The following is a 14,226-nucleotide window of genomic DNA, read 5'->3' as shown; positions in this document are numbered from 1 at the left end:
CTTCTTGCTCATGCGTGCTCCGGAGGCGGGGTCATCAGGACGAGGAGGCGGGCATTGTCCAGGCCGTCGTTGACGACGCCGTGTTCGGAGCCCGCGGGGGCGAAAAGGGTGGAACCGGGGCCATGCGTCGCTTCCTCATCGCCGATGCGGAAGCGGCAGCTCCCATCCAGCACGAGATACACCTTGTCGGACGTGGCGTGCCGGTGGGGCTTCTGCGACTGGCCCGGGGCCAGACAATAGACGTCGAGGAAGAAGCGACCGGACTGGAAGACGGTGTGCTTCTGGAGCTTCTCCAGGGAGAAGCCCTGGAAGGCCGCAAGCTGCTTCACATCCATCGTGGCAATCGCTCCTTCGCCTCTATATAGCGACGGGCATGGAACCGCTGTCGCTGCATTTTGTTCACGAGCAAGTGGGTGCCCGCTTCATTTCAGTGGGCGGCCGTGAAGTGGTGGCCGGGTATGGAGACGTAGGCGCGGAGTATGGCGCGGCGCGGGACGCCGTGGCACTCCACGATGCGTCCTACCGCGAAATCCTCCGGATAACGGGGGAGGATCGCGCCTCCTTCCTCCACGGCATGGTCACCCAGGAGGTGAAGAACCTCCCGGTGGGCTCGGCCGCCTATGCCGCCTTCATCACGGTGAAGGGCGCCATGGTGGGCGACGCGCGCATCCTCAAGCGGGAGGGCGACCTCATCCTGGACGTGGAGCCCGGCCTGGGCACCAAGGTGCGGGAGTTCCTGGACAAGTACCTCATCTCCGAGGACGCGGAGCTGCACGACGGCACCCCGGAGTCCGGCTGGCTGCGGCTGCTCGGCCCCCGGACGGCCCAGGTGCTGGCCGCCGTCCTCGCAGGCCCCTTCGAAGCGCTGCCGGCCCAGGCCAGCCGGCAGGCGGTGGTGGCCGGGCAGGACGTGTGGCTCCTGGGGACGGCGCTGCCGGGCGGGGTGTCCGGCGTGGACGTGCTGGTGCCGCGCGTGGGGCTGGAGGCGGTGTGGACAGCGCTCGCACAGGCGGGTGCGGCGCACGGGCTGAAGCCGCTGGGTTTCGACGCGCTGGAGCTGCTGCGGGTGGAGGCGGGGGTGCCGCGCTACGGGCAGGACATGGTGGACACCACCATCCCGCTGGAGGCGAACCTCACGCACGCCATCTCCTACAACAAGGGCTGCTACATCGGGCAGGAGGTCATCGCGCGGGCCACCTTCCGCGGGCGCATGAACCGGCAGCTCGCGGGGCTGCTCTTGGGCCACGGGGACGCGGACGTGGCGCCCGGCACGGAGCTGCGCCGGGGTGAGAAGAAGGTGGGCTGGGTGACCAGCGTGGTCCGCTCGCCGGTGAAGGGACAGCGTGTGGCGCTGGGCTACGTGCACCGCGATTCGCTGGAGCCGGGCACGGAGCTGACGCTCGCGGAAGGCCCTGGCACCGCCACCGTGGCTGCCCTGCCCTTCACCGCCGGATAGGATGGCCCCCGGCCGCGCCGCCCATGGCGTGGCACCGGGGGAGGCCATCATGCGGCATGGAGTGAAGGGTCTTGTCCTGGCGCTCGGGTGCCTGTCCGTCGCGTGCTCGGACCCCGACGTCTGCAACCACGACTACGACTCCGTCACCTATACGGTCACGGAGAACACGTGCGGACCTTCCGCTGCGGGCACCCTGCGGGTGTTCTCCGAAGAGGACTCGTGCGAGGCCTACGCGGAGATGGACGAGGGCCTGGGCCTTCCCACCGACGTCAATCCCCGCATGCCCAGCAGCCGCCTCTCCTCCGGGGAGAGCTACCTGGGCCGCGAGCTCTGGGGCCTGAACTACAGCCGCTTCGACTCGGACGGGGGAGAGGCGCGTCCCTACCTCAGCCGGAGCTGCAACTTCACGGACCGTGAGTCGTCGGGGCGGAAGCTCCTCTGCCGGGACATCGTGGATACGAATCCCCAGACGCCGCAGCCCGAGTGCACCGCCGTGCTGACCCGGCAGTAAAGCCAGACGCTCAACGCCTCGCACTTTCACCCTTCCCCCGTCTGTCCTTGGGGGCATGGGCAATGCTATCCTTGGAACGCTTTACAAACCTGCAAATCATTCCAAGGACACTTCAAATGCGGATGACCCTTCTCCTGGGGCTGCTGTCGGTGGGGCTGTTGGCGGCCTGTGGTGGTGTGGAGCCGGAGGCCCAGGACTCCGACGTGACGGGTCAGGCCCTGCGTCCGCCGCCGTGCGAGTTCCGGTGCGACCTCCTCCATGAGCTCTGCATCAACGAGGCCGGGACGCGGGAGGCGCAGGCCCTCTGCGATTCCCAGCGCGCGGAGTGCAAGCTCGCGTGCGCAGCCCCCGCGGCGCAGGCGATGGAGGCCTCGGCCATTCCTCCGTGCCCGGAACTCTGTGCAAGGGCCTATCACCGCTGCAAGTTGCTCGCGAAGACGCCGGAGGACTTCGAGCTGTGTGGCTGCTGGAACTACCAGTGCATGGACTCCTGCGCACCCTTGAGCCCGGGCAGCACCGGCACCGCGGCGTACGACGTGACCTGCGACGGGTAGTGCCCTAGCGTTTCGGGCCGGGGGTTCCGCGAAACAGGCTCAGCACCTGGCGGGGCCCCTGCGTCACCAGGATGAACAGCAGTCCCAGAACGAGAAGCAGGAGGGGGAAGGCCAGCGCGCCCACCACGGAGCCCAACAGCAGGCCTCCCACGCCCCACCCGATTCCCGACGTGAAGCCCAACACCGCACCCGCCACGCTCCCCAGCACCGCGCCCGTGAGGATGATGGGTTCGATGAGGTTCATCTCACGGGGGTGGCCGCCCGGTGTGGCCAGGAACCCAAGTCCCTGGCCACGCCTGTCGGCCCTTGAGCCTAGATGCGCCCTTCGGCCTTCTGCTGACGCTCGATGCTCTCGAACAGGGCGCGGAAGTTGCCGCCGCCGAAGCCCTGGTCACCCTTGCGCTGGATGATTTCGTAGAAGAACGGGCCCGCGTCCTGCTGCTTGTAGAGGCTCGCCGCGTCCTTCATGAAGATCTGGAGCATGTAGCTGCGCTCCTTGTCCCCGTCGATGAGGATCTCCAGGTCGCGCAGGACGTTGATGTCCTCGTCGATCTTCTTGATGCCCAGGTGCTCGATGCGCTCCGGCAGCGCGTCGTAATACGAGCCCGGCGTGGGCATGAACTGGATGCCCGCGTTGTGCCGCATGTCCTTCACCGACGACAGGATGTCCTTCACCGTGATGGCCAGGTGCTGCACGCCGTCACCGCGGTGGTCCTCGTTGAAGACGTTGATCTGGCTGGACTTGAAGAACGGGAACTTGGGCTCGTTGTTCGCGAACTTCACGCCGCTCTTCGGATCCCAGATGACATCCGACTTCAGACCGCTGCCGTGGTCCCGCTTCTGCTGCGACGCCACGTCCTCGGTGTGGAACTCGATATGCCAGAAGGGCTCGAAGCCCATCACGTGCTCCATCCACAGGAGCATGGGCTTCATCGTCTGGAAGTTCGACGTGACGTGGTCCACCCGGCCAAAGCCATACTTGTTCTGGCCGCCCTTGGGCTGCGCATGCACCTGGAAGCCCGGGTAGATGGACTTGTAGTTGTCACGCTGCAGGAAGCGGAACGTCGTGTCACCGAACGGCGTGGTGATGGAGAAGAACGCCAGCTTGCCGCCCGCGGCGTCCGTGAAGCGCTGGATCTCCGTGATGAACGTGGCGCCGCGCGACTCCAGCAGCTTGAACGTCTTCTCCACGTCCTCCACTTCGAAATTCAACGTCCCCACGCCGTCCGGGTGCTTGCGCAGGTAGCGCCACGCCCGGCCACCCTCACCCACCGGCTGGCTCACCACCAGCGCGATTTCACCCGCCTGGAACAGCGCCGACTTCTGCTTGCCGTGCGCGTCCAGCTCCGGCCCGGACACCGCCACCTCCGCGAAGTCCAACCCCTTCGTGTAGAACTGGCGGCTCCGCTCCAGGTCATGCACGTACCAGTGGATGCTCTCCAGGGCCTTGATGCCCAGCGATTCCTGCTTGGCCATGTCGCTGACTCCTCGTGATGAGAAAGATGTAGGGACTACGCCGGCTGCGCGTCGGGCTGCCGGTCCGGCTGCGCCGCCTGGAAGGCGGGAAGTTCGTTGCACGCCGCTTCAATGCGCAGCAGCGTGGGAAAGGGCTTCAGGTCCAACCCGAACCGACGGGCTCCGTAGAGCTGGGGCACCAGCAGGATGTCCGCGAACGACACGGCATCCCCCACACAATAACGCCCCGCCGTCGCCTGCACCGCTGCCTCCAGGGACGTCAGCCCGTGCACGTTCCAGTGCGCGCCCCAGGCCTTCTCGTCACCCTTCAACACGTCCTTGACGCGCAGCGCCACCGACGTGTTCTGCAACGGCTGGATGCCGGAGTTCACCATCTCCGCCAGCATCCGCGTGCGCGCCCGGAGGTACGCATCCGTGGGCAGGAGGGCGGGCGAGCCCCCGCGCTCCTCCAGGTACTCCAGGATGGCCATGGACTCCGACAGCCGGCGCTCCTGGCCCTCGTCGTCCGTCCACTCCAGCGTGGGCACGCGCCCCATCGGGTTGACGGCGCGGTAGGCGGGCTGGTGCTGCTCGCCCCCGTCCTTCACCAGGTGCACGGCCAGGTACTCGAAGGGGATGCCCTTCAGGTTCAGCGCGATGCGCACGCGCCATGACGCGGACGAGCGCCAGTAGCCATGGAGGCGCACGTGCTTCATGGGACCTTCACCACCGTCTGGGAGATGCGGCCGAAGGGGCTGTGGCCCTCGGCGTCCAGCATCTCGATGTCGATGGTGTCCCCGGGCTTCATGAAGGACGTCTTCGGCTTGCCCTCGTCGATGGTCTCAATCATCCGGCGCTCGGCGAGGCAGGAGATGCCCCGCGCGCGGTCCTCGTTGGACACCGTGCCGCTGCCCAGCACCGTGCCCGCCGTGAAGGCGCGCGTGCGCGTCAGGTGCTGGATGAGGTCCAGGAAGGAGAAGTGCATCTCCGGGCCCGCGTCGGTGTCCCCCACCAGTTCGCCGTTGAGCGTGCTGCGCATGCGCAGGTGCACCCGGCCCTCCCGCCACGCCGAGCCCAACTCGTCCGGCGTCAGCGCGAAGGGGCCGAACGCGGTGGCGGGCTTGCTCTGGAAGAAGCCGAAGCCCTTGGCCAGCTCCTCCGGGATGAGGTTTCGCAGCGACACGTCGTTGGCGATCATCACCAGCTTGATGTGCTTGCCCGCGTCTTCCGCCTTCGTGCCCATGGGCGTGTCGCCCAGCACGACGCAGACCTCGCTCTCGAAATCCAGGCCCCAGGCCTCATCCCGCAGGGGGATGTCCTGCGTGGGCGCCAGGAAGTCGCCGGAGCCGCCCTGGTACACCAGCGGATCCGTGCGCAGCGTGGCGGGGGGCTCCGCGTTGCGCGCCTTGCGCACCAGGAGGACGTGGTTGATGTACGCGCTGCCGTCCACCCATTCGTAGGCGCGCGGCAGCGGCGCGTGCAGCGCCTTCACGTCCAGGGGGCGGCTCTGCACCGCGTCGGATTCCAGTTGCTGCGCCAGGGCGCGCAGTTGAGGCTCGCGCGCGTCCCAGTCATCCAATGCCGCTTGCAGCGTCAGGGCCACGTTGGTGGCCAGGGCGTAGGCGGAGTTGTCCCGCTTGACGACGATGAGCCGACCATCGCGGGTTCCGTCCTTGAGCGTCGCGAGCTTCAATTCCGGGCTCCCTGGGCGGCCTGGGGGGGAGGAAGGCGGACCGCCCGAACTGTCCGGCTTTTCCGTCGGGGCTCCAGGGGAGTCAAGCACGCCCGTTGAACGCGGCGCGGCATTCCGTTTCCCCTCCAGCAACACTGCTGGCCGGTAGCACGCTCGCTGCTGACAGGGCGGCCAAAGTGGGCACTTCCCCACGCCTGCCCTCGTGGAAACCCACGAGGGGCGGCTTCCGCGCTTGACGTCAGGGCCCGAAGCGAGGCGCTGGCCGGCTGGCCGCTCCACGGCCGGACAGGGGGCCGCCGGGGATGAAGCAGGGAAGCGCGGACGTGTCGACTGTTCAAGACCCAAGCGCCGCACGCAGCCCGTGTGGCGCTCCCCCCTGGCAGGGATCCGGGCGGCAACCCAGGTTGTGGAAAGAGGGACGTCCGGCCGTCCACGACACCGGGGCGACGAGGTTGGGGCGCGCGAGGGTAATGAATGGCGGGAGGCTTCCAACAGGCCGGCGACACCCCTGGGGAGGCACACCCGGGCCAGCGGCTGGGCAATCGCTACGAATTGCGCCAGCGCCTGAAGGCGGGCCGGGGCATCTCCACCTGGCAGGGGCTGGACCTGCTCACCCGCGAGTGGGTGCTGGTGAAGGTCACCTCCCTGTCCGCCTTCGTGCCCACCGCCCGCCACCGCCTGGAGCATGAGGCGGAGGTCCTGTCGCGGCTGAACGGCCAGGCGCTCGTGCCCGTGCGCCACCTGGGCACCTTCGACGAGCTGCTCTACCTGGTCACGCCGTGGATTGAAGGGGAGACGCTGGAGGCGCGCCTGCTGCGCGGCCCCCTGTCCGTGCCCGAGGCCATCATCCTGGGCCAGCGCCTGCTGGAGGCGCTGGTGGAGGCGCACCACGAGGGCGTCCTGCACCGTGACGTGAAGCCGTCCAACATGCTGGTGCGCGGCGAGCCGCTGTCGGCCGCGTGGCTCACCGACTTCGGCCTGTCGCGCAGCGAGCGGCTGGACCCTTCGCTGCGCGATTTGCCGGTGGGCACCGCGCGCTACCTGTCGCCGGAGCAGGCGGGGCTGCTCAACCGGCCGGTGGAGGCGTCGTCGGACCTGTACGCGGTGGGCCTGGTGCTCTTCGAGGCGCTGGCGGGCCGTCCCGCCCTGGAGGGCAATTCGGTGGGCGAGGTGCTGCGGCTGCACCTCACCGCGCACCCCCGGCTGCGGATGGTGGGCGTGGAGGTGCCGCTCGCGATGGAGGAGCTCATCGCCCGGCTCAGCCAGACCGACCCGCGCGACCGCTACCAGTCCGCGGAGGCCGCGCTCGCGGACCTGAACGCGCTGGAGGCCGCGCTGTCCCGGGGCGAAGCGGAGCCCGCGCTCGTCACCGGCGCGCACGACCACCGCCAGAGCCTCACCGAGCCGTCCTTCGTGGGCCGGCGCGAGGAGCTGGCCACGCTGGAGCGAGAGCTGTCGCTCGCGCGCACCGAGGGCGCCCGCGCCGTCGTGGTGGAGGGCGAGTCCGGCGGCGGCAAGAGCCGGCTGTTGGAGGAGTTCTCCGCGCGCGCCACCGGCCAGCGCGCATGGGTGCTGCATGGACAGGCGCAGGACCAGGCCGCGCAGCGCCCCTTCCAGCTCTTCACGGGCGTGGCGGAGGGCATCGCGCGGGCGGTCCGGGAGCAGCCCTCGCTGGGGGTGCTGCTGCGCGAGCGGCTCTCCGGGCAGGAGGCGGGCCTGTGCACGGTGCTGCCCCGCCTCACGGAGGTGCTGACGCCCGGCATGCCGCAGCCCCAGACGCAGGGCCTGGGGCCGGAGTCGCTGAGTGAGAGCCGCAGCGTCTGGTGCCTCACCGCGCTGCTCAACGCGCTGGGCACCCCCGACGCGCCCGCGGTGGTGGTGCTGGAGGACTGCCAGTGGGCGGACACGCTCACGCTGCGCGCGCTGGAGGCCTGGAGCCAGGGGCGGCGCGCGGCGGACGGGCGCCTGCTCCTGCTGGTGTCCTTCCGCAGCGAGGACATCCTGCCCGGGCACGCGCTGCGGCGGCTGTCGCCGGGGGCGCACCTCAAGCTGTCCGCGTTCGGCGCGGCGGAGGTGGCGCTGCTCGCGGAGTCCATGGCCGGCGTGCTGCCCCCGGAGGCGGTGGAGCTGGTGACGCGGCTGTCGGAGGGCAACCCCTTCATGGCGTCCGCGGTGTTGCACGGCCTGGTGGAGGACGGCGTGCTCATGCCCGGCCCGGACGGCTGGGAAGTGCAGCCGGAGGCGATGGCGCACGCGCGCTCCTCGCGGCAGGCGGCCACCTTCCTCGTGCGGCGCCTGCGGCTGTTGCCCCCGGAGTCCCTGCACGTCTTGAGCGTGGGCGCCGTGCTGGGCAAGGCGTTCGACGCGCGCTCGGTGGCGGCCCTGTCCGGCACGCCCGTGGAGGCCGTCAACACCGCGCTGGAGCCGCCGCGCCGCCGGCACATGCTGTGGATGGAGGGCACGCGCTCCACCTTCGTGCACGACAAGCTGCGCGAGGTGCTGTTGGACCTGCTGTCCCCGGAGGAGCGGCGGGAGTTGCACCGGCTGGCCGCGCGCGCCGCCGCGCAGTCGGTGCCCACCGACCCCTTCGAGCTGGCCTACCACTTCGACGCGGCGGGAGAGCCGTCCCAGGCCCTGCCCCACGCGCTGGTGGCCGCGGAGCAGGCACGCCAGCGCTTCGCCCTGGACACCGCGGAGCTCAACTACCGCATCGCGGAGCGGGGCGCGGCGGGCGCGGATGCCCACACCCGCTACCTCATCGCGTCCGGCCTGGGCACCGCGCTGATGATGCGCGGCCGCTACGACGAGGCCCAGCTCCAATTGGAAGCCGCGCAGCGGCTGGCGCGCGACCGGCTGGAGCAGGGCCGCACGCTGGGCCACCTGGGAGAGCTCGCCTTCAAGCGCGGCCAGACGGTGCAGGCCAATGCCTATCTGGAACAGGGCCTGAAGCTGCTGGGCCGCTGGGTGCCGCCCGACGCGCTCACCACCGGCGCGAGCGCCGCGTGGGAGATCATCACCCAGGCCGCGCACACCCTGGCGCCGCGCCTGTGGCTGGGCCGCAAGGCGCTGAAGGACGGCGAGGAGGACCTGCTCGCGGTCAACCTCTACAGCCGGCTGGCGTACGGCTACTGGTACCAGCGCGGCCGGGCCGCCGTGCTGTGGGCCCACCTGCGCGACATGAACCTGGCGGAGCGCTACCCGCCCACGCCGGAGCTGGCGCAGGCGTACTCCGCGCACTCGCCCGCGCTCACCACCCTGCCCTGGTTCCAGCGCGCGTATGCGTACGCGGAGAAGTCGCTGGCCCTGCGCCAGCAACTGGGCGACGTGTGGGGCCAGGGCCAGTCGCTGCACTTCTATGGCCTGGCCCTCTATGCCTCGTCGCGCTTCCGCGAGTGCATCGAGCGGTGCCGCGAGGCCGTGCGCCTGCTGGAGCGCACCGGCGACCCGTGGGAGGTGAACAACGCCACCTTTCAAATCGCCATGTCGCTCTACCGCCTGGGCCGCCTGAAGGAGGCCGCAGGGGTGAGCCAGAAGCTGCACGCGGCGGCGCTCACGCTGGGGGACCGGTACTCGCTGCGCCTGGGCCTGGAGGCCTGGGCCAAGTCCACCGGGGGCCGCATCCCCGCCGCGCTCCTGGAGACGGAGCTGGCGGCGCCCACCGCCACCGACCCGCAGTCCTTCGCGGGCGTGCTCCAGGCGGAGGCCCTGCGCCTCTTGCGCGAAGGGGAGCCGGCGCGCGCCGCGGAGGTGCTGGAGCGCGCCGAGCGCGTGGTGGAGGAGGCGCACCTGCGCCAGGAATACGTGGCGCCCATCACCCCCTGGCTCGCCACCGCGCGCCGGCAGCTCGCGCAGGAGGCCAGCCCCCTGAACCCGAAGCGGCGGGACGCCCTGCTCGCGGAAGCCGAGGCCGTGGCGAAGCGGGCCCACGCCGTGGCGCGCACCTACCGCAACAACCTGCCCCACGCGCTGCGCGAGCGCGGGCTGCTGTCCGCGCTGCGGGGCCGTCCCAAGCAGGCCCGGAAGTTCCTGAGCGAAGCGCTGCGCGTGGCCGACGCGCTGGAGATGCGCCAGGAGCGCGCGTTGACGCTCAAGGCCCGGGGCGAGATGGGCGAGGCCCAGGGCTGGCCCGGGTCAGCGCGCGACACGGAGGTGGCCACGCGCGAGCTGGAGGCCATGGACGACGGCATGCACCCGGAGCCGGACAGCACGTCCGGCGTGGGCACGCTGTCGCTGGTGGACCGCTTCCCGCGCGTGCTGGAGTCGGGGCGAAGGCTCGCGTCCGCCCTGTCGCGCGAGGCCGTCTTCGAGACCGCGCGCGTGTCCATGCTGGAGCTGCTGCGCGCGGAGCGCTGCGCGGTGGTGGACCCGCGCGCGCTGGTGTCGGAGGAGGACGCGAAGACGCAGGGCCTGAGCCGCACCGCGCTGGCGCGCGCGCTGGAGACGGGGCGCATCACCGTGCTGGGCCAGGGCCTGCCCGGCGGCATCAGCGAGAGCATGGAGCTGCTCGGCGTGCGCTCCCTCTTGTGCGCGCCATTGCAGGTGCGCGGCAAGACGGTGGCGTGCGTCGTGGCCAGCCACCGCAAGGTGGGCGCGCTCTTTGGCGAGGACGAGGAGCGGCTGGCGTCCTTCGTGACGGTGCTCGCGGGCGCCGCGCTGGAGAACGCGGAGAACTTCGAGCGCATCGCCGCGCTCTCCGAGGAGCAGGGCCGGCTCTACCGGGAAGAGCAGGAGGCGGTGCGCCGCCGCGACGACTTCCTGTCCATCGCCGCGCACGAACTGAAGACGCCGCTCACGTCGTTGCAGCTGCACATCCAGGGGCTCCAGGCGAAGGCGAAGGGCGCGCCCATGGCCCCGGAGAAGCTGTCCACGAAGCTGGAGTCCGCGTACTCCCAGACGCAGCGGTTGGGGAAGCTGGTCAACGACCTGCTGGACATCTCCCGCATCGCGCAGGGCCAGCTGCACATCAAGCGCGAGGACGTGGACCTGGTGGCGCTGGTGCGCGGACAACTGGAGCGCAGCCGCGAGTCCCTGGCACGCGCCGAGTGCGAGGTGAGACTCCACGCCACCGAGCCCCGCCTCGTGGGCCACTGGGACGCGCTGCGGCTGGAGCAGGTGGTGGGAAATCTCCTGACCAACGCGATGAAGTACGGCGCGGGCAAACCCGTGGAGATATCGCTGGATGGGGACGCGACCCGCGTGCGCCTGCAGGTGCGCGACCACGGCATCGGCATCGCGGAGGAGGACCGGGCGCGCATCTTCGAGCGCTTCGAGCGCGCGGTGTCCGTGCGCCACTACGGCGGCTTCGGGCTGGGGCTGTGGATCGTCCGCGAAATCGTCCAGGCGCTGGGCGGCGGCATCGACGTCGCGAGCACCCCGGAGAAGGGCTCCACCTTCACCGTCACCCTGCCCCGCTCCGGCGCGCCCATGCACTGAAGGGGCGCGCGCGGGCGGAGGGACACTACCGGCGCGTCACTTCCAGGTAGATGACGTTGTCCTGCGAGTCGCGGAACAGCCGCACGTTGGCCACCTGCTCCAGCGGCGTCTCCGCCAGCAGGCCGCGCATGCCGTCCTCGTCCCGGTAGGTGAGCCACCAGTCCATGAAGGCCTCCATGTAGCCCGTCTCCGGCGGATGCACCGCGAAGTTGGCCACCAGCAGCCGGCCGCCCGGACGCAGCATGTGGAAGAACACCGACGTGAGGCGGCTGGCCACGGAGTCCGACAGGTAGTCGTACAGGCCGGCCGAGTACACGAAGTCCAGCTCCGAGAACGTCACCTTGCCGGCGAGCAGCGCGCGCACGGAGCCGCACACCGGCCGCACGATGCCGTCCGGGTGCAGGCGGGAAATTTCCGCCAGGCTCACCGGGTCCTGGTCGAACGCGATGAGCTCCTGGAGCCTGCGCTCCGCCACCGCGCGCGACTGCTCGGCCTCCCGCAGGTGGCCGCACGCCACCGACAGGATGCGCCCGTCGGGCCGCAGCTCCGCCGTCTCGTCCATCATCCGTGCGAGCAGGGCCCGGCGCTCGCGCACGCTGACCGCGGAGGGCTGCCCGTGCATGTACCGGTAGATTTCACGGCCCGCGTGCAGCTCGTCCGCCGCGTGGTCCATGTACAGGTAGTCGATGAGGGCCGCGTCCCCCGCGTAGCCGCGCGGACGCTCGAAGGCGTGCCGGGTGAAGGGGCACTGGTGCAGGAAGGGGCGCATCGGGTGCTTGCGCGCCAGCTCCTGGCAGAAGCGCTTCCACACCTCCGGACTCCACTGCCGCCGCCGTTCGATGAGGCCCCCGTGCAGGGACGCCATGCCGTGGTGCAGGGTTTCGTCCGGCCCCTGCATCATCCGGGCGTGCAGCGCGTCCAGCCACTCCCGCGCTTCGATGAATGCCTGTTCCGAAGTGACCTCCTCCAAAGAAGGGGGGTTCACCAGGACGAGATGGTTGGGTTCAGGCGCGACCGGCAGAGCCGCGCCGTGGACCGACAAGAGGTTCTGGCGCATAGGCATCATCCTGACAACCTGGGAGCGAAGGGCATCTACTTCCCACGCGCACCACGGTCGTCGGGTCCAGCTGCTGCCAGCCGGACAAGCCCTGCGTCCTCCTGTCGCGTCCGCTCCGCTGGCGCGCGGACAGGAGGGCTAGCTCTCGATGCCCCGGAGGATCTGGAAGGTGTCCGTGTCCTCCTGCCAGGGCAGGCTCATGGCCCGCTCGGCACCGGTGACGATGCCGCCCCCGCCCGTCACCCCGTGCCGGTCGAGCGCGTCCTCGATGTCCTGCCGCACCGCGAGCACCGGGTGCACCTTGAGGCCCGTGGCGAACGCCACCGCGTCCATCAGCGCCAGGTCCTGCGGCCGGTGCGTGGCCACATGCAATTCACCCCGGGCCCCACGGAAGGACAGGCGCAGCGGGAACACCGCCAGCCGGCGCAGCACCGCGGGCGGAACCATGCGCACCACCGTCGGGGAAACCTTGCGCACCTCTTCACCGCGCACGAAGGGCACCCCCAACAGCCGCGACAGGCCCCGCTGCACCGTGTCCGCGTCCAGCAGATCCAACGCCACCAGCGCTTCTCCCAACGGGCAGCCCCAGCCCTTCTGGTACTCCAGGGCGGCGTCAACCTGTTCGCTGGTCACCTGTCCCCAACGCACCAGCCATTCGCCCAGCCGCAGCTTCCGCATGCGAGGACTCCCCCCGCGCGACATCCGCGCCGCGCGAAGGCAGGTGCTTGCGCCCTCCATGCCACAGCCAGGGTGCAATCCTTCCGCACGCTTGCACCTGGAGTTCCCTCACCGGGTGAAAGCTTTTCCGTGTGCGCCCGGTCGTAATGACAGCCATGGCGGCAAGCGTGTGATTCCCGGCATCCTCCGCGACCGCCGTCCCGCTTCACACGCGGGAGCGGCCATCGCGCGATATCGGACGGCTCAGTCCGCGCGCCGTGGCAGCAGGACGGTGAAGGTGGCCCCGCCGCCGGGCGTGTCCGTGACGGCGATGCCGCCGCCGTGGGCCTCCACGACCTGCCGGGCCACCCACAGCCCCAGCCCGAGTCCCCCGAAGCGGCGGGCGGAGACGGCCCGCTCGAAGCGCCCGAAGATGCGCTCGCGGTCCTCCGGCCTCACGCCCATGCCGTGGTCCACCACCGCGAGCCGCAGGTGCGTGCCGACGTCGCCCAGCTGTAGCTCCACCGGCCGCGACGCGCCGTAGCGGGCCGCGTTGGACAGCAGGTTGCGCACCAGCTGCTCCAGCCGCACCGGATCCACCTGCGCGTGCAGCGGGCCCCGGGCCTCGAACGTGAGCGCGCAGCCCGCGCGCTCCAGCTCCTCGCGGCTCTGCGCGAGGCAGTCCGCCACCAGCGCCATCACCTCCGTGGGCTCGCGGTGAAGCTGGAGCCGTCCGGACGCCACCTGGGACACGTCCAGCAGCGACTCCACCAGCGCGCCGATGCGCTGGGCCTGCTTGCGGGTGTTCGACAGGCGCTCGGAGACCTGGGCGCGCACGGGGGCCGGCAGCATCCGTTCGAGCATCTCCAGGTGCAGCTTCAGGCCCGTGAGCGGCGTCTTCAGCTCGTGGCTCGCGACGGAGAGGAAGTCATCCCGCGCCTGCACGGCCTCCTTCAGCGTCAGCTCACGCCCCAGTTGGAGCGCGGCCTCGCCTCGCAGCCGGTACATGGTGAGCTGGGTCTGCACGCGCGCGAGCAGCTCGCGGCCGCTGAAGGGCTTGACGAGGTAGTCATCCGCGCCCGCCTCCAGCCCCTCCACCGAGGCCTCCTCGCCCGCGCGCGCGGACAGCAGGATGAGCGGCGTGGCGCGCAGCGTGGGGTCGCTCCGGATGGCCCGCAGGAGCCCGAAGCCGCCGAGCCTGGGCATCATCACGTCGCTCACCACCACGTCCGGCGCGCGGCGGCGCAGGGACTCCAGCGCCGCCTGCCCGTCCTCGGCCATCTCCACCTCGAAGTGGGGCTCCAGGACGCTCTTCAGGTAGGCGCGCAGGTCCGCGTTGTCGTCCACGACGAGGACGCGCCCATCCCTCGCCGGGGGAGGCCCTGCCTCGGGCGCCGACGCGGCCAGGAC

At 70.7% G+C, this 14,226-nt stretch carries 12 protein-coding genes; 4 read left to right on the top strand and 8 right to left on the bottom strand.

Annotated features, from left to right (window positions below):
• Positions 1 to 8: 8 nt before the first annotated feature.
• A complete protein-coding gene (locus tag D7Y13_RS26990) occupies positions 9 to 335 on the bottom strand; it encodes a cupin domain-containing protein (protein WP_120585391.1) in 327 nt (108 codons plus the stop codon).
• A 38-nt stretch (positions 336 to 373) separates the two neighbouring features.
• On the opposite strand from D7Y13_RS26990, the gene ygfZ reads away from it, so the two are divergent.
• The 3 genes from ygfZ to D7Y13_RS26975 all read left to right on the top strand — a co-directional run bounded on the left by ygfZ (position 374) and on the right by D7Y13_RS26975 (position 2,521).
• Positions 374 to 1,456, top strand: coding sequence for a CAF17-like 4Fe-4S cluster assembly/insertion protein YgfZ (gene ygfZ / locus D7Y13_RS26985; RefSeq protein WP_120585390.1), 1,083 nt, complete (start codon positions 374 to 376; stop codon positions 1,454 to 1,456).
• A 61-nt stretch (positions 1,457 to 1,517) separates the two neighbouring features.
• Positions 1,518 to 1,967 (top strand): hypothetical protein, encoded by a 450-nt coding sequence (locus D7Y13_RS26980; RefSeq protein ID WP_147444473.1) that lies wholly within the window; start codon positions 1,518 to 1,520, stop codon positions 1,965 to 1,967.
• Between the two features lie 116 nt (positions 1,968 to 2,083).
• The gene (locus D7Y13_RS26975) at positions 2,084 to 2,521 is read left to right on the top strand and encodes a hypothetical protein (protein ID WP_120536617.1); all 438 of its coding nucleotides are present in this window, start codon (positions 2,084 to 2,086) and stop codon (positions 2,519 to 2,521) included.
• 4 nt (positions 2,522 to 2,525) lie between these two features.
• Here D7Y13_RS26975 and D7Y13_RS26970 read toward each other — a convergent pair whose 3' ends face one another.
• The 4 genes from D7Y13_RS26970 to D7Y13_RS26955 all read right to left on the bottom strand — a co-directional run bounded on the left by D7Y13_RS26970 (position 2,526) and on the right by D7Y13_RS26955 (position 5,669).
• Positions 2,526 to 2,765, bottom strand: coding sequence for a hypothetical protein (locus tag D7Y13_RS26970; protein ID WP_120585389.1), 240 nt, complete (start codon positions 2,763 to 2,765; stop codon positions 2,526 to 2,528).
• Between the two features lie 68 nt (positions 2,766 to 2,833).
• Complete coding sequence (hppD, locus tag D7Y13_RS26965; protein WP_120536619.1) at positions 2,834 to 3,997, bottom strand: 4-hydroxyphenylpyruvate dioxygenase; 1,164 nt, start codon at positions 3,995 to 3,997, stop codon at positions 2,834 to 2,836.
• Between the two features lie 35 nt (positions 3,998 to 4,032).
• Complete coding sequence (gene maiA, locus D7Y13_RS26960; protein WP_120536620.1) at positions 4,033 to 4,692, bottom strand: maleylacetoacetate isomerase; 660 nt, start codon at positions 4,690 to 4,692, stop codon at positions 4,033 to 4,035.
• Positions 4,689 to 5,669: a fumarylacetoacetate hydrolase family protein gene (locus D7Y13_RS26955; RefSeq protein WP_120585388.1), complete on the bottom strand. Its 981-nt coding sequence runs from the start codon at positions 5,667 to 5,669 to the stop codon at positions 4,689 to 4,691. The genes maiA and D7Y13_RS26955 overlap by 4 nt, the downstream gene beginning before the upstream one ends.
• A 474-nt stretch (positions 5,670 to 6,143) precedes the next feature.
• Here D7Y13_RS26955 and D7Y13_RS26950 point away from each other — a divergent pair, with 474 nt between their 5' ends.
• Positions 6,144 to 11,102 (top strand): GAF domain-containing sensor histidine kinase, encoded by a 4,959-nt coding sequence (locus tag D7Y13_RS26950; RefSeq protein ID WP_120536622.1) that lies wholly within the window; start codon positions 6,144 to 6,146, stop codon positions 11,100 to 11,102.
• Between the two features lie 25 nt (positions 11,103 to 11,127).
• Here D7Y13_RS26950 and D7Y13_RS26945 read toward each other — a convergent pair whose 3' ends face one another.
• The 3 genes from D7Y13_RS26945 to D7Y13_RS26935 form a co-directional block, all read right to left on the bottom strand.
• Positions 11,128 to 12,159, bottom strand: a complete 1,032-nt coding sequence (locus D7Y13_RS26945; RefSeq protein WP_120536623.1) for a class I SAM-dependent methyltransferase — start codon at positions 12,157 to 12,159, stop codon at positions 11,128 to 11,130.
• Positions 12,160 to 12,297: 138 nt separating this feature from the next.
• Positions 12,298 to 12,837 (bottom strand): GspE/PulE/PilB domain-containing protein, encoded by a 540-nt coding sequence (locus tag D7Y13_RS26940; protein WP_158620466.1) that lies wholly within the window; start codon positions 12,835 to 12,837, stop codon positions 12,298 to 12,300.
• A gap of 243 nt (positions 12,838 to 13,080) precedes the next feature.
• Positions 13,081 to 14,226, bottom strand: a 1,146-nt coding sequence (locus D7Y13_RS26935; RefSeq protein WP_147452502.1) for a hybrid sensor histidine kinase/response regulator, incomplete at its 5' end; no start/stop codon positions are given.

The sequence above is a fragment of the Corallococcus praedator genome (assembly GCF_003612125.1).
Lineage (GTDB): Bacteria > Myxococcota > Myxococcia > Myxococcales > Myxococcaceae > Corallococcus > Corallococcus praedator.
Note: the sequence above shows the minus strand (reverse complement) of the source record. Positions and strands in the feature narration are given on the sequence as shown.

Bases quoted from the DNA above. Each gene is read 5' to 3' on its own strand.
- D7Y13_RS26990 (WP_120585391.1), bottom strand. From the start codon at position 335: ATGGATGTGAAGCAGCTTGCGGCCTTCCAGGGCTTCTCCCTGGAGAAG.
- ygfZ (WP_120585390.1), top strand. From the start codon at position 374: ATGGAACCGCTGTCGCTGCATTTTGTTCACGAGCAAGTGGGTGCCCGC.
- D7Y13_RS26975 (WP_120536617.1), top strand. From the start codon at position 2,084: ATGCGGATGACCCTTCTCCTGGGGCTGCTGTCGGTGGGGCTGTTGGCG.
- D7Y13_RS26970 (WP_120585389.1), bottom strand. From the start codon at position 2,765: ATGAACCTCATCGAACCCATCATCCTCACGGGCGCGGTGCTGGGGAGC.
- hppD (WP_120536619.1), bottom strand. From the start codon at position 3,997: ATGGCCAAGCAGGAATCGCTGGGCATCAAGGCCCTGGAGAGCATCCAC.
- maiA (WP_120536620.1), bottom strand. From the start codon at position 4,692: ATGAAGCACGTGCGCCTCCATGGCTACTGGCGCTCGTCCGCGTCATGG.
- D7Y13_RS26950 (WP_120536622.1), top strand. From the start codon at position 6,144: ATGGCGGGAGGCTTCCAACAGGCCGGCGACACCCCTGGGGAGGCACAC.
- D7Y13_RS26945 (WP_120536623.1), bottom strand. From the start codon at position 12,159: ATGCGCCAGAACCTCTTGTCGGTCCACGGCGCGGCTCTGCCGGTCGCG.
- D7Y13_RS26940 (WP_158620466.1), bottom strand. From the start codon at position 12,837: ATGCGGAAGCTGCGGCTGGGCGAATGGCTGGTGCGTTGGGGACAGGTG.